Genomic DNA, 13,706 nt, shown 5'->3' on the forward strand with positions numbered 1-13,706 from the left:
AGTCATTACCGCGACACAATTCCGTCATATGTGCGCACTAAGGTAGCTGCCATATTCGAGGGAGCCGTGATAATGAAACTATTAGAAGAAAATCAAACCACCGATCTGGAAAATCTGGTCGGCACAGACAAGGTCGGACTCACCCGCCGGGGCTTCATCAGCGCAGGTGCCCTGTGCGGCGCAGCGATGTTTCTGGGTGGCAACCTGTTGAGCCGCACGGTTCTCGCGAACAGCGTCAGCGCAGCGTCCGGCACACTGCTGGGCTTCCAGAGCATCCCTGCCGCCACTGCCGACAGCATCAGCCTGCCGCAAGGCTATACCTCATCCGTTCTGATCAGTTGGGGCCACCCTTTACAGGCAGGCGGCCCGGCTTTCGACCCGAGCGGCAAGGGTACGGCCCAGGCTCAGGAAGTGCAGTTCGGCGACAACAACGACGGCATGTGCCTGTTCCCGATGCCAGGCCACAAGGATCGCGCACTGATGGCGATCAACAACGAATACACCAATTACCGCTACCTTTTCGATCACGGCAAAGAGCCGCAATCGGCTGAAGAAGTGCAAAAGGCACTGGCTGCAGAAGGCGTTTCCGTGATCGAAGTGCAACAGCACAATGGTAAGTGGCAGTTCGTTCAGGACTCGCGCTACAACCGTCGCATTCACGGCAACACGCCGATCAGCCTGAGTGGTCCGGCAGCTGGCCACGACTGGCTCAAAACGGATGCCGACAAGACCGGCACTCAGGCGCTCGGCACCTTTCAGAACTGCTCCAGCGGCCAGACGCCGTGGGGCACTTACCTGACCTGCGAAGAGAACTTCACTGATTGCTTCGGCAGCAGCAACGCCGAGCAGAAGTTCGACGCCGGCATGAAGCGCTATGGCGTGGTTGCTGCCAGCAAGGAGATCAACTGGCACCCGCACGACCCACGCTTCGACGTTGCGAAAAACCCCAATGAGGTCAATCGTCATGGCTGGGTGGTCGAGATCGATCCGTTCGACCCCAAGTCCACACCGGTCAAACGCACTGCACTCGGTCGCTTCAAGCATGAGAACGCGGCGTTCACCCAAACCAAGGGTGGCCGCGCCGTGGTGTACATGGGCGACGACGAGCGTGGCGAGTTCATCTACAAGTTCATCAGCCGCGACAAGATCGATCATCAGAACCCCAAAGCCAACCGTAACCTGCTCGACCACGGCACCTTGTACGTGGCGCAGTTCGATGCAGGCGACAGCAATCCGGATCATCCGAAAGGCAAGGGCCAGTGGGTCGAACTGACTCATGGCAAGAATGGCCTGGACGCGGCTGCCGGTTTCAATAATCAAGCCGAAGTGCTGATTCATGCGCGCCTGGCAGCCAGCGTTGTAAAAGCCACGCGCATGGACCGCCCGGAGTGGATCGTAGTCAGTCCCAAGGACGGTCAGGTCTATTGCACGCTGACCAATAACGTCAAACGCGGCGAAGAGGGTCAGCCTGTAGGCGGGCCGAATCCACGCGCCAAGAACCAATACGGGCAGATCCTGCGCTGGAGCGAAGAAGGCAGCAATCCTTCAGCGATGACCTTCGACTGGGACCTGTTCGTGGTCGCGGGTAACCCGACTGTGCATGCCGGTACGCCGCAGGCCGGGTCGAGCAATATCAACGCGCAGAACATGTTCAACAGCCCCGACGGCCTGAGCTTTGATGAAGCCGGCAGGCTGTGGATTCAGACCGATGGCGACTCCAGCAACAAGGGCGACTTCGCGGGCATGGGCAATAACCAGATGCTCTGCGCCGATCCTGCCAGCGGCGAAATTCGTCGCTTTCTGGTCGGGCCGATTGGTTGCGAAATCACCGGCATCAGCTTTGCGCCGGACTATAAAACCATGTTCATCGGCATCCAGCATCCCGGTGAAAACGGTGGTTCCACGTTCCCCGAGCATTTGCCAAACGGCAAACCGCGTTCATCGGTGATGGTGATTACCCGCGAAGATGGCGGCGTTATCGGCGCCTGATCGGCAATCAGGAAGAGGACGCAGATCGCTCATCGTTATATAAAGGTCTGCTATTGATTCTGGCCGGAGGCCGTGGGAGCGAACTTGTTCGCGAAGAGGGCTGTATGATCGTCGAAAATGCATCGACTGAAACACCGTCTTCGTGAGCAAGCTCACTCCCACAAGGATCTTTACTCCGCCTGATACTGCGCGTCGAGCCCCGCTTTCCGGGCTCATCAAGACTTGAGCATCACGCCGGGCGCAGAGCGTGGGAGCGATGAGCAATCAATCAATCAATCAACCCGTTCACATCGTAGAACGGGTATGGCCCTTCATGGCCGCCGAACACGGCGTTATGACTGACAAACCCCTGTTCCGAATGCCAGCGATGCAGCACGTAGCCGGCCGGCTCCAGGTTGAAATGGGCAGGCGCGGCTTCGTCGAGGTCCAGCACGATCTGGTGTGACGTGCCAGGGCAGATGCTTGCCACGCTGCCACCAAAACGCCGCTGCATGGGGCGATGCAAATGCCCGCACAACAAACGCTCCACTTGCGGATGCTGGGCAATCACACGCTCCAGCGCCGACGCGTTGCCGAAGGGTTCGCGGTCCATGTGCCCTATGCCGGTAATGAACGGCGGATGGTGCAGGATGATCACCGTCGGTACATAAGGACGACGTGACAGCTGCGCGTGCAACCAGTCCAACTGACCGTAATCCAGCCGCCCGCCATGCTCGCCGGGAATGGTCGTGTCCATGCCGATCAGACGTACCGGGTATTTCTCCACCACCCAGTCCAGAGGTCCGCTGGCCGACAATGGCAGGTACACCTGTTCGGCAAACGCCGCCAACAGGTTGTGCCGATCATCATGATTGCCGGGCACCAGATAAAACGGCATGTGCAGGCGTTCCAGTTCAGGCTTGAGCACGGCGTATTCGTCCTCACGCCCGAAGTCGACCAGATCACCACTGATCACCACGATGTCTGGGCGCTGCTTGCTGGCGTTGATGTGTTCGACTGCGCGGCGCAATGCACCCAGGGTATCGACCACGCCATAGGTCAGGCGCCCGTCGGCTTTGAGGTGCAAGTCACTGATCTGGGCAATAAGAAACGGACGATTCAAAATAATCTCTCTACGGAAACGATGTTACGAATGCAGGGTGAACAGCGCCTGCGGCTCAACACTCAGGGCGATGGCAGCGTTGGCGGCGTGAATAACGTTGTCGGTGCTGTCTACCAACAGTGGTTGCGGACCACCGACATCGACCAGCAAGCGGCTTTGCGCCCCCTGAAAAAACTGCCCGACCAGGCGACCCTGAAGGTGCCCGCGCTCCGGCATCAAACGCAGATGCTCCGGGCGGCAATACACCGTGCCCGGCAGATCAGCGCCACTCCATGGCAGCTCGCCGCCGCTTACCTTGAGACCGGCAGGTGTGCGCTCGACCACGCTGAACGCATTCAGATTGCCGACAAACCCGGCGACGAACGCATTGGCAGGTTGTTGATAGATTTCCCTGGGCGTCGCCAATTGCGAGACGCAGCCTTTTTCCATGACCAGAATCCGGTCGCCCAGGGCCATGGCTTCGCCCTGATCGTGGGTGACGAACACCGAGGTGATGCCCAACCCACGCAACAACTGATCGAGCTCGCTGCGCAAGCGCTCACGCAACTGCGCATCCAGTGCCGCCAGCGGCTCGTCGAGCAGCAGCACCCGCGGACGCGGTGCCAGAGCCCTGGCCAGCGCGACCCGTTGACGCTGACCACCAGAAAGCTCGTTGACACGACGATTGCCATGACCGGTCAGGCCAACCAGTTCCAGCAACTCATCGCAACGCTTGCTTCGTTCGGCAGGCGACAGGCCGCGAATCTTCAGGCCGTAAACAATGTTCCCGGCGACGTCTAGATTCGGGAACAGCGCGTAGTTCTGAAACACCATCCCGACGTCACGCCGCTCGATAGGCAGGCGCGTAACGTCCTGATCATCGAACAACACCTGACCGACGTCCGGAAGTTCAAGCCCGGCGATCAGGCGCAAGGTAGTGGTCTTTCCGCAACCGGACGGACCGAGAATCGCCAGCGTTTCGCCAGGCTCGATGGTCAGGTGCAGATCCTTTACAGCAACGGTGCCGTCGGCAAATGCCTTGCGGCAGCCTTTCAGGCGAATGGTAGTTCCGCTCATCGGCTCTCTCCACGGGCAAGACGCGCACTGATGGCCTGCAACGCAATCAGCAGCGGCACAATCAGCAACAGAAAAAGAAGGGTGTAGGCGCTGGCGACTTCCAGTCGGGCTGAGGCGTAGCTGTCGGCCAGACCGACCGGCAGGGTCTTGGTCATCGGCGTGTGCAGCATCCAGGTCAGGTTGAACTCACCCAGCGACAGGGTCACGACCATCAGCACACCGGCCAGAATTCCGGCGCGGCAATTGGGCACCACCACGCTGAAAAAGCGCTTGATCGGCCCGGCGCCCAGACTGGCGGCAGCCTCTTCAAGCACCGGCAGTTGCTGACGCTGCATGACCGCCATGACCGGGCGCACCAGAAACGGCAACGTGAACAACACATGGCCCACCAGAATGAACAGCCAGCTGCTGCGAAAGCTGCCGAACTGGCCGTAGGTCAGCAGCAACGCCAGGGCGCTGGCCAGGCCGGGCATGGCGACGGGGAGGACCATCAGTTCTTCAAAGGCCCGGCTGAAGCGATTGTTCATGCGTACCAGCGCATACGCCGCCGGAACGCCGACCAGGCATACGCAGATCGCACAGGCCACAGCCAGTTGCAACGACAACCAGACAGTCGGTGAATAGGCTTGCCAGACCTGCACCAGCCAGTCGAATGTCAAACCGCTCGACAGGCCCAGAAAATAATTGCGGGTCAGCCCGGCAAGCAGCGAAAGCACTACCGGGACCAGCATGAACGCACAAACCAGTAACGTGAATGCCAGTTGCGCAGCAAACAATGGAGAACGTTTCAAAGGGCAACCCCTGATGTCCCGACCATGCGACGGGCCAGCAACAGCACCGCCCATGTCACTAGCCCGAGGATCACCGACAGCGCGGCGGCTACGGTGAAGTTGGCGTAATTGGTGAACACGTTGTAGATCGCCACCGGCGTGACGTTCAGGCGCGTACCAAGCGTAAATGCCGTACCGAATGCGCCCATCGACGTGGCGAAGCAAATCGCACCGCAGGACACCAGCGCGGGTGCCAGCCCCGGAACGATCACATCGCACACCACCCGCCAATGACCCGCACCCAGCGAATGCGCAGCTTCTTCAAGGCTGCGGTCCAGGCTTTCGCAAGCGGCCATTACAGTGAGGATCACGCGCGGAATCGAGAAATACAGGTAGCCAATGAACAAACCGGTCAGCGAATAGGCGAATATCCAGCGTTCGCCAGCCAGCTCCAGCCCGAGTGCCGCGAAGATGCCTTGGCGACCGGCCAGCAGAATCACCAGAAAGCCCACCACTACGCCAGGAAACGCCAGCGGAAAGGTCAGCAACGCCACCAGCGCAGAGCGTCCGAAAAACTGGTTACGGGCCAGAAACACACCGCTGATACCGCCGACCAGCAACGCCGCAAGCGTGACCACCAGTGCCAGCAGACAGGTCTGCGCCAGGCTGCCGAGGTATTGAGCACTGCTCAACACCTGCCAGTAACCGCTGCCGTTGCCGTCAGAACCTTGTGCGCCGAGCAGGATCAGGTGGGTCAGCGGCAGCAGCCAGAATGCCAGCAACACCGCCAGCGCCGGAGCAAGTGCCACCGCAGCGGTCGGGCGCAGCCGCAGCTTCATAAATCCGCCCTTGTGCAGAGCCAGCGCGTGTCCCGGCGAGGCTGACATTACTTCACCTCACGCAGATAACGGGCAGCAAAGGCTTCCTGCACGGCAGCCATGTGCTGGTAATCCACCACACCGGCACGAGCGTAATCGCTGTCGGGCAGGAACTGCGCGGCCACGTCGGCAGGCATCTTCGAGCGCACTGGACGCAAATAAGCCTTGGCCCACAGCGCCTGGCCCTCGTCAGACAGGACGAAATCCAGCACCTTCTCGGCATTGGCGCGGTGCGGTGCCTTGGCAACCATGCTCATCACGTACGGCACGCCAATGGTGCCTTCCTTGGGAATCACGAAAGCGACGTTGGCCTTGTCCTTGTAGCGAGCGCGATAGGCGTTGAAGTCGTAGTCGACCAGAATCGGCAGTTCACCGGACAGTACGCGTGCATAAGCGGTTTGCTTGGGCACGATGGGCGAGTTCTTCGCCAGCTTCTGGAAGTAGTCGATGGCCGGGCCGAAGTTGTCCAGTGTGCCGCCCATGGCCTGATTGATCGCAACGGCGGACACGTACCCGACGAATGCACTGGAGGGGTCGAGGTAGCCGACCATGCCCTTGTATTCGGGCTTGAGCAGATCCGCCCAGCTTTGCGGCACCGGCAGACCGCCCAATGCGTCGACATTGACCATGATGCCCAGCGTGCCGGAATGAATGGCGAACCAGTGCCCTTCAGGGTCCTTCAGGCCTGCGGGAATGTCGTCCCAGTGCTTGGGTTTGTAGGTATCGACCACACCGGCCTTTTGCGCTTGCAGGCCGAAGGTCACGCCGTAATACACCACGTCTGCGACCGGCGCGGCCTGCTCGGCGACGATCTGCGCCAGCGCCTGCCCCGAGTTCTTGTTGTCCAGCGGCACTTGTACACCGGTGCTGTCGGCAATGGCCTTGAGCTGCGTGCCCCAGTCAGCCCACTCAGGCGGGCAGTTGTAGCAGATGGCGGTTTCGGCGGCCTGGGCGAGGCTGGCCGCACCACATAACAGCAGTGCCGCGAGGGTTTTACTGAGGCTGAGCATGAAGCATCTCCTGGTAGGGCTGGGTGCTTTCGCCGGGCCGGATATGGCACGGCAGACAATGAGAAACCGGTGCCGCGCCGGCAATCCGCGACAGCAACTGGTCGATGACGATGTGCGCCAGTTCGGTAATCGGCTGAACCACACTGCACAGCGTCGGGTGCATCTGCGTGCCCAGCGTGATGCCGTCGAAGCCGATGACCGAAAGACGCTCGGGAACACCCCAACCATTGCGGCGTAATTCGGCAATCAGGCTGATAGCCAATAGATCGTTGGAACAGACCAGCGCGCTTGGCGCAGTCGGACCATGTAACAACGGTTCGAGCGCGGCGAAGTCGGCGTTGGTATGGGCAGGCATTTCAATCACCGGGCGCGCCTCAAGCCCACCCTCGTTCATGGCATCGCGATAGCCTTCGTAACGCAGGCGGGCGCGGTCGGACTGCATGACCGGGCCTGCGACCATCGCAATACACCGATGGCCGGCGTCGATCAGATACCGCGTCGCCAGCGCCATGCCTGCGCGGTTATCCACAGACACAGCGCTGTACTCCTCATTGTCGGTCTGGTGATAGGCCAGCACGAACGGCGTGTCCTCGATGGCCAGGCTCTCCAGCACACGGTTGTGCTCGGCGTCGGTTACGGTCAGCACCAGCCCGTCGACCCGCTGGCGCAGCAGTTCCTCAACCACGGCGCTTTCACGCTCGGCGCTGTAGTCGGTGGTCGCCAACAACAGGTTGTAGCCCCGTGCCCGAGCCGCCCGTTCCATAGCCTGAAACTGCTCGGCGAACACCGGGTTGAGCAGGTTTGGCACGATGACGCCAATCAGATTGGTGGTTTGCAGACGTAACTGTCTGCCCAACCGATTGGGGCGAAAGCCCAGCTCACGAGCAGCGACGAATACTCGCTCGCGGGTCTCGGCGCGCACCACCTCAGGGCTTGCGAAGACGCGTGCAGCAGTAGCCCGGGAAACCCCGGCCAGTCGTGCAACTTCTTTCAAATCAGTCATGGTCGCTCGCTTGAGATCGATCTCATTGGCGGCAACTCTAAGTGGCGAACATGGCTAAACAGCGACCGGAGGATGACCGTTTGGTGACAACTCGGCCCTTGGGCACTTTAAACAGAAGGGGTTTAGCGAACCGGGACCGGTCTGCGTTACCATCAGCGGTCCGACGCGGCAACCTGCTGCGCGCAGGAGTAGTCATGGCTCACCCGTTTGCAACACTCACTCCCGATCTGGTGCTCGATGCCGTTGAAAGCATCGGTTTTCTCAGCGATGCCCGCATCCTGGCACTCAACAGCTACGAAAACCGCGTGTATCAGGTCGGTATCGAAGACGGTCAGCCGCTGATCGCCAAGTTCTATCGGCCCCAGCGCTGGACCAACGAAGCCATCCTTGAAGAACACAGCTTCACTTACGAGCTGGTCGAGGTCGAAGTGCCCGTTGTTGCGCCCATGGTGCATAACGGCGAAACCCTGTTCGAACATGCCGGCTTTCGCTTCACGCTATTCCCGCGCCGAGGCGGACGCGCGCCGGAGCCGGGCAATCTGGATCAGCTGTATCGCCTGGGTCAGTTACTGGGGCGTATCCATGCGGTCGGCTCGACCAAACCGTTCGCGCACCGCGAAGCACTGGGTGTGAATAACTTTGGCCATGCGTCGGTCAATTACCTGCTGGAAAACGACTGCATCCCGCGCAGCCTGCTTCCGGCTTACGAGTCGGTAGCCCGTGACCTGCTCAAGCGTGTCGAAGACGTTTACGCCGCCACGCCGCATACCAACATTCGCATGCACGGTGACTGCCACCCCGGCAACATGATGTGCCGCGACGAGATGTTCCACATCGTCGACCTGGACGACTGCCGCCTTGGTCCTGCCGTCCAGGATATCTGGATGATGCTGGCCGGCGACCGCCAGGAACGTCTGGGTCAGTTGTCGGAGCTGATGGACGGCTACAACGAATTTCATGATTTCGATCCACGCGAACTGGCCCTGATCGAACCACTGCGTGCCCTGCGCCTGATGCACTACAGCGCCTGGCTGGCCAGGCGCTGGGACGACCCTGCATTCCCGCACAGCTTTCCATGGTTCGGCACTGAGCGTTACTGGGGCGACCATATCCTGGCCCTGCGCGAGCAGATGTCAGCGCTGAATGAAGAGCCGTTGAAACTGTTTTGACCTGATGAGCCCCAGATTATCGTGCGGCGCTCCGCGTCGCATGCAGCTCTGGACGCTCCGCGTCCGATCCTGAACAAGCGACGCGGCACAGATGTCGTGAATCAGCCGAACCTGTGTATAACATCCAGCGCTCCAGCGTGAGTACGATCAAAACCATCAACCGCATCACCCCACAATAAAACCGGAAATTTCTGTATTAAAGGGACGCTCCATGCAAGCTGCCAATCCACGCCGTGGATACATCCTGGGCCTGAGTGCTTACACCATCTGGGGCCTGTTCCCCATCTACTTCAAGGCCATCTCCGCCGTTCCGGCCATCGAGATCATCATCCATCGAGTGCTCTGGTCAGCCCTCTTCGGCTCGATTGTGCTGATGTTCTGGAAACATCCCGGCTGGTGGCGTGACCTGCGCAACAACCCACAGCGACTGGCCGTGCTGGCACTCAGCGGGACGCTGATCGCTGCGAACTGGATCGTCTACGTGTGGGCCGTTAACAACGGCCGCATGCTTGAAGCCAGTCTCGGGTATTACATCAACCCGCTGGTCAACGTGCTGCTGGGCATGCTGTTGCTGGGCGAGCGGCTCAGGCGTCTGCAAATGCTGGCGGTCGCTTTCGCCACCATTGGCGTCGCCCAGCAGGTCTGGAACGTCGGCAGCCTGCCGTGGGTGTCACTGGCCCTGGCGCTGACCTTTGCGTTCTACGGCCTGATCCGCAAAAAAGCCCCGGTTGCCGCCTTGCCTGGCCTGGTAGTGGAAACCTGGATGCTGGTGCCGCTGGCATTGATCTGGCTAACGCTCAACCCAACGGCCGTAAGCGCCCAGCCGGAATTCTGGACCACCACGCAAGCCATCTGGCTCGCCGCCGCAGGCCCGGTGACGCTGATCCCGCTGGTGTGCTTCAACGCCGCAGCCCGTCACCTGCCCTTCACCACCCTGGGTTTCCTGCAATACCTCGCGCCCACGCTGGTTCTGCTGCTGGCCGTGCTGCTGTATGGGGAGCACCTGACCACCAGCACCATCATCACCTTCGCCTTCATCTGGGCGGGGCTGGCAATCTACAGTGTGGATATCTGGCTGAAATCCCGCGGCCGAGGCTGATCAAAAAACACACAACACCTCGCAAGCCACGCCCCCCGTGGCCTGCAAGAGGTTCTCCAAGGGTTATCCACAGGCAGGCTAACCTTATCTGTGCACAAGCCATTGAAACTGTTGGTTTTTTGATCAACTTTCGCCAGGCCACGGCGAACGTGGCGTGCAAGGCTATTCCCCCAGGTTATCCACAGGCAGGTGCACGGTTAACCTGGATAACCTGAAAGTGAATCTAGTCCTCAGTACCCAACACCAGCTCCACCATCAGATCATCAGCCAGGGTCTCAAGCCCTGCCTGCAGGTCATCCAGCGACAAGCCCACCGGTACGCCCAGCACTGCATCGGCGTGGAACAGCAACTCGCTGCTCATGGGCGCAGGAGAAACGTCGGTGATCAAGTGTTCAACGTTGACACCCTGCCCGGCCAGCAAGCGGGTGATGTCGCGCACAATGCCGGGGCGGTCGTTACCGACCAGTTGCATGCTGATCAACTGGGTCGGGGCGGTTGTCTCTATCACGCTTTCAGCCAACAGCATGCGAATGCCATGGGCCGACAGGGCGTTCAACGCTTTGATCAGGTCATCGTACTTTTCCGGCTCGACGCCCACCTTGAGGATCCCGGCAAATTGCCCGGCCATGCGCGACATGCGGCTTTCCAGCCAGTTACCGCCCTGCTCGGCAATGCATTGCGCGATACGTTCGACCTGACCCGGTTTGTCGGGAGCAACCAACGTTACGACGAGATGATCCACGGTCAATTCCTCTTCCTGTGCAGGTGATTTGAAAACGGCGTCGGTCGCACCAGTATAGACAGCCCCGAAGGCAGCCAGTGCGCGGTAAATCGTGTACCGTTTGCCACGCTTTATGGAACAATCCCGAGCGCTTTTGGGAACACAATGAATATCATCGTGACCCGATATGAATATCCAGTCGTTTAATGACATATTCAGCGACGTTTTCACGCAACGACGGCTCATGTAGTATCCAGAATCTCGCACTACATGACACCAAGATCAATAACAGAGCGCTCCCCGAGTGTGCTCGACCCTGCTGAGCAGAGTGAGGCAAGTGCAATGACTGAGTACGTTCAAGTCGGTGACCTGCAAGTCGCCAGAGTCCTGTTCGACTTCGTGCAGAACGAAGCCACACCCGGAACCGGCATCGACGCCACTGCGTTCTGGGCGGGTGCGGACCAACTGATCCACGACCTTGCGCCAAAGAACAAGGCACTGCTCGCCAAACGAGATGAATTGCAGGCGCAGATCGACACGTGGCACCAATCGCGCGCTGGACAGGCTCACGACGCCTCGGCTTACAAAGCCTTCCTTCAGGAGATCGGCTACCTGCTGCCAGAAGCAGCGGACTTCCAGATCACCACGCAAAACGTCGATGAAGAAATAGCCACCATGGCCGGACCGCAACTGGTCGTGCCGGTGATGAACGCACGGTTTGCGCTCAATGCGTCAAATGCCCGCTGGGGCTCGCTGTATGACGCGCTCTATGGCACCGATGCCATCAGCGAAGAAGGCGGCGCGGAGAAAGGCAAGGGCTACAACAAGGTGCGTGGCGACAAGGTGATCGCCTTCGCCCGCGCATTCCTCGATCAGGCAGCCCCTTTGGCGGCTGGCTCGCACGTTGATTCGACTGCTTACAAATTGATCGACGGCAGACTGGTCATCAGCCTCAAGGGCGGCAGCAACACGGGCCTGCGCGACGATGCACAACTGGTGGGTTTTCAGGGTGAGGCTTCAGCGCCGTTCGCCGTGCTGCTCAAACACAATGGCCTGCATTTCGAATTGCAGATCGACGCTTCCAGCCCGGTTGGCCAAACCGATGCGGCAGGCGTGAAAGACATCCTCATGGAAGCCGCGCTGACCACCATCATGGATTGCGAAGACTCCATTGCAGCCGTCGATGCCGACGACAAAGTAGTCGTCTACCGCAACTGGCTGGGACTGATGAAAGGCGACCTGGCGGAATCGGTGTCCAAAGGCGGCGAAACCTTCACCCGCACCATGAACCCGGACCGCGTCTACACCACGCCACAAGGCGGCGAAGCCACGCTGCACGGTCGTTCGCTGCTGTTCATTCGCAACGTAGGTCACTTGATGACCATCGACGCGATTCTCGACAAGCATGGCAATGAAGTGCCGGAAGGTATTCTCGATGGCCTGTTGACCAGTCTGGCTGCGATCCACAACCTCAACGGCAATACCTCGCGCAGCAACAGCCGCAGCGGCTCGATGTACATCGTCAAACCGAAGATGCACGGGCCGGAGGAAGCCGCGTTTACCAACGAACTGTTCGGGCGTATCGAGCAGGTGCTGGGCTTGCCGCGCAACACATTGAAAGTCGGCATCATGGACGAAGAACGCCGTACCACGGTCAACCTCAAAGCCTGTATTCAGGCAGCCAGCGAGCGCGTGGTATTCATCAACACCGGCTTCCTCGACCGCACCGGTGACGAAATCCATACCTCGATGGAAGCGGGCCCGGTGGTGCGCAAGGCGCAGATGAAAGCCGAGAAATGGATCAGTGCCTACGAGAACTCCAACGTCGACATCGGCCTGAAATGCGGCCTGCAAGGTCGCGCACAGATCGGCAAAGGCATGTGGGCCATGCCCGACCTGATGGCCGCCATGCTGGAACAGAAAATCGCTCACCCACTGGCTGGCGCAAACACTGCCTGGGTGCCCTCGCCTACAGCGGCTGCGCTACACGCCCTGCATTACCACAAGGTCGATGTATTCGCTCGCCAGGCCGAACTGGCTCAACGCGAGCAGGCATCGGTGGATGACATTCTGACCATTCCCCTTGCGCCGAACACCGACTGGACGCCCGAAGAAATCCAGAACGAACTGGACAACAACGCACAGGGCATTCTCGGCTACGTGGTGCGCTGGATCGATCAGGGTGTAGGTTGCTCGAAAGTACCGGATATCAACGACATCGGCCTGATGGAAGACCGCGCAACGCTGCGCATCTCAAGCCAGCACATGGCCAACTGGCTGCGTCACGGCGTTGTCAGCGAAGCTCAGGTGCTGGAAAGCTTGAAGCGCATGGCACCGGTCGTGGATCGCCAGAATGCCAATGACCCGCTGTATCGCCCGCTGGCGCCAGACTTCGACAGCAACATTGCCTTCCAGGCAGCCGTCGAACTGGTGATCGAAGGTACGCGACAGCCTAACGGCTATACCGAGCCGGTACTGCATCGTCGCCGTCGTGAGTTCAAGGCCAAAAAAGGAATGTAAGGATTTTAGTCATCGGACCTGAGAGGCAGCTTGCTGCCTCTTCGGGAAGGCGATGAGTAAACATCGCGTTTTTTGTTCGAATACCCCAGATACTTTCCAACTGAACGTCTCTGATTGCGTCGGTGATCAACCTGCCATTCCTTGAATCCCCGACAACCTTTCACCCATCCTCGCGCGCACCAAAATAAAAGCGGAACCGAATCCACATATCGACCACCCATCCAGACAGGTCCGAAAACCTCCCGTTCAAGCAGGATAACGTTTCAGGCACCTGCCACAGCTGACTCACCAACGGAAGCAAACCGCGGGTCAGCAACGTAGCCCCCGTTATGCACCCGAGCAAACACGCCTCCCCCGTGCCGCCCTGGCAGTTTGAGGAAGTGTCGCCT

Annotated in this window: 11 protein-coding genes; 4 read left to right on the forward strand and 7 right to left on the reverse strand. The window is 59.8% G+C overall.

Going from position 1 to position 13,706, the window contains the following annotated elements; genetic code table 11:
- Window positions 1-72 precede the first annotated feature (72 nt).
- Window positions 73-1,989, forward strand: a complete 1,917-nt coding sequence (locus RYB66_RS16820; protein ID WP_005735064.1) for a PhoX family protein — start codon at window positions 73-75, stop codon at window positions 1,987-1,989.
- 268 nt (window positions 1,990-2,257) lie between these two features.
- Here RYB66_RS16820 and RYB66_RS16825 read toward each other — a convergent pair whose 3' ends face one another.
- From RYB66_RS16825 to RYB66_RS16850, 6 genes are read right to left on the reverse strand one after another with little or no spacing between them, the layout of a single operon-like run.
- Complete coding sequence (locus RYB66_RS16825) at window positions 2,258-3,091, reverse strand: phosphodiesterase (protein WP_005781118.1); 834 nt, start codon at window positions 3,089-3,091, stop codon at window positions 2,258-2,260.
- A 24-nt stretch (window positions 3,092-3,115) separates the two neighbouring features.
- Window positions 3,116-4,147, reverse strand: a complete 1,032-nt coding sequence (locus RYB66_RS16830; RefSeq protein WP_005781120.1) for an ABC transporter ATP-binding protein — start codon at window positions 4,145-4,147, stop codon at window positions 3,116-3,118.
- Window positions 4,144-4,938 (reverse strand): ABC transporter permease, encoded by a 795-nt coding sequence (locus RYB66_RS16835; RefSeq protein WP_002555581.1) that lies wholly within the window; start codon window positions 4,936-4,938, stop codon window positions 4,144-4,146. The genes RYB66_RS16830 and RYB66_RS16835 overlap by 4 nt, the downstream gene beginning before the upstream one ends.
- Window positions 4,935-5,804 carry an ABC transporter permease gene (locus tag RYB66_RS16840; RefSeq protein WP_005735061.1) on the reverse strand — a complete coding sequence of 290 codons (870 nt, stop codon included), beginning with the start codon at window positions 5,802-5,804 and terminating at the stop codon, window positions 4,935-4,937. The genes RYB66_RS16835 and RYB66_RS16840 overlap by 4 nt, the downstream gene beginning before the upstream one ends.
- Window positions 5,804-6,805, reverse strand: a complete 1,002-nt coding sequence (locus tag RYB66_RS16845; RefSeq protein ID WP_005735060.1) for an ABC transporter substrate-binding protein — start codon at window positions 6,803-6,805, stop codon at window positions 5,804-5,806. The genes RYB66_RS16840 and RYB66_RS16845 overlap by 1 nt, the downstream gene beginning before the upstream one ends.
- A complete protein-coding gene (locus RYB66_RS16850) occupies window positions 6,789-7,808 on the reverse strand; it encodes a substrate-binding domain-containing protein (protein WP_005781127.1) in 1,020 nt (339 codons plus the stop codon). The genes RYB66_RS16845 and RYB66_RS16850 overlap by 17 nt, the downstream gene beginning before the upstream one ends.
- A gap of 194 nt (window positions 7,809-8,002) precedes the next feature.
- Between RYB66_RS16850 and RYB66_RS16855 the strand changes: the two genes are divergently transcribed.
- On the forward strand, window positions 8,003-8,977 hold the full coding sequence (locus tag RYB66_RS16855) for a serine/threonine protein kinase (RefSeq protein WP_002555585.1): 975 nt from the start codon (window positions 8,003-8,005) through the stop codon (window positions 8,975-8,977).
- Window positions 8,978-9,188: 211 nt separating this feature from the next.
- A complete protein-coding gene (rarD, locus tag RYB66_RS16860; RefSeq protein ID WP_004663394.1) occupies window positions 9,189-10,076 on the forward strand; it encodes an EamA family transporter RarD in 888 nt (295 codons plus the stop codon).
- Between the two features lie 223 nt (window positions 10,077-10,299).
- Here rarD and RYB66_RS16865 read toward each other — a convergent pair whose 3' ends face one another.
- Window positions 10,300-10,818 carry a glycine cleavage system protein R gene (locus RYB66_RS16865; RefSeq protein ID WP_005744056.1) on the reverse strand — a complete coding sequence of 173 codons (519 nt, stop codon included), beginning with the start codon at window positions 10,816-10,818 and terminating at the stop codon, window positions 10,300-10,302.
- Between the two features lie 321 nt (window positions 10,819-11,139).
- Here RYB66_RS16865 and RYB66_RS16870 point away from each other — a divergent pair, with 321 nt between their 5' ends.
- Window positions 11,140-13,317, forward strand: a complete 2,178-nt coding sequence (locus tag RYB66_RS16870; protein ID WP_316886395.1) for a malate synthase G — start codon at window positions 11,140-11,142, stop codon at window positions 13,315-13,317.
- Window positions 13,318-13,706 lie beyond the last annotated feature (389 nt).

The sequence above is a fragment of the Pseudomonas syringae group sp. 243L2 genome (genome assembly GCF_032587875.1).
Lineage (GTDB): Bacteria > Pseudomonadota > Gammaproteobacteria > Pseudomonadales > Pseudomonadaceae > Aquipseudomonas > Aquipseudomonas amygdali.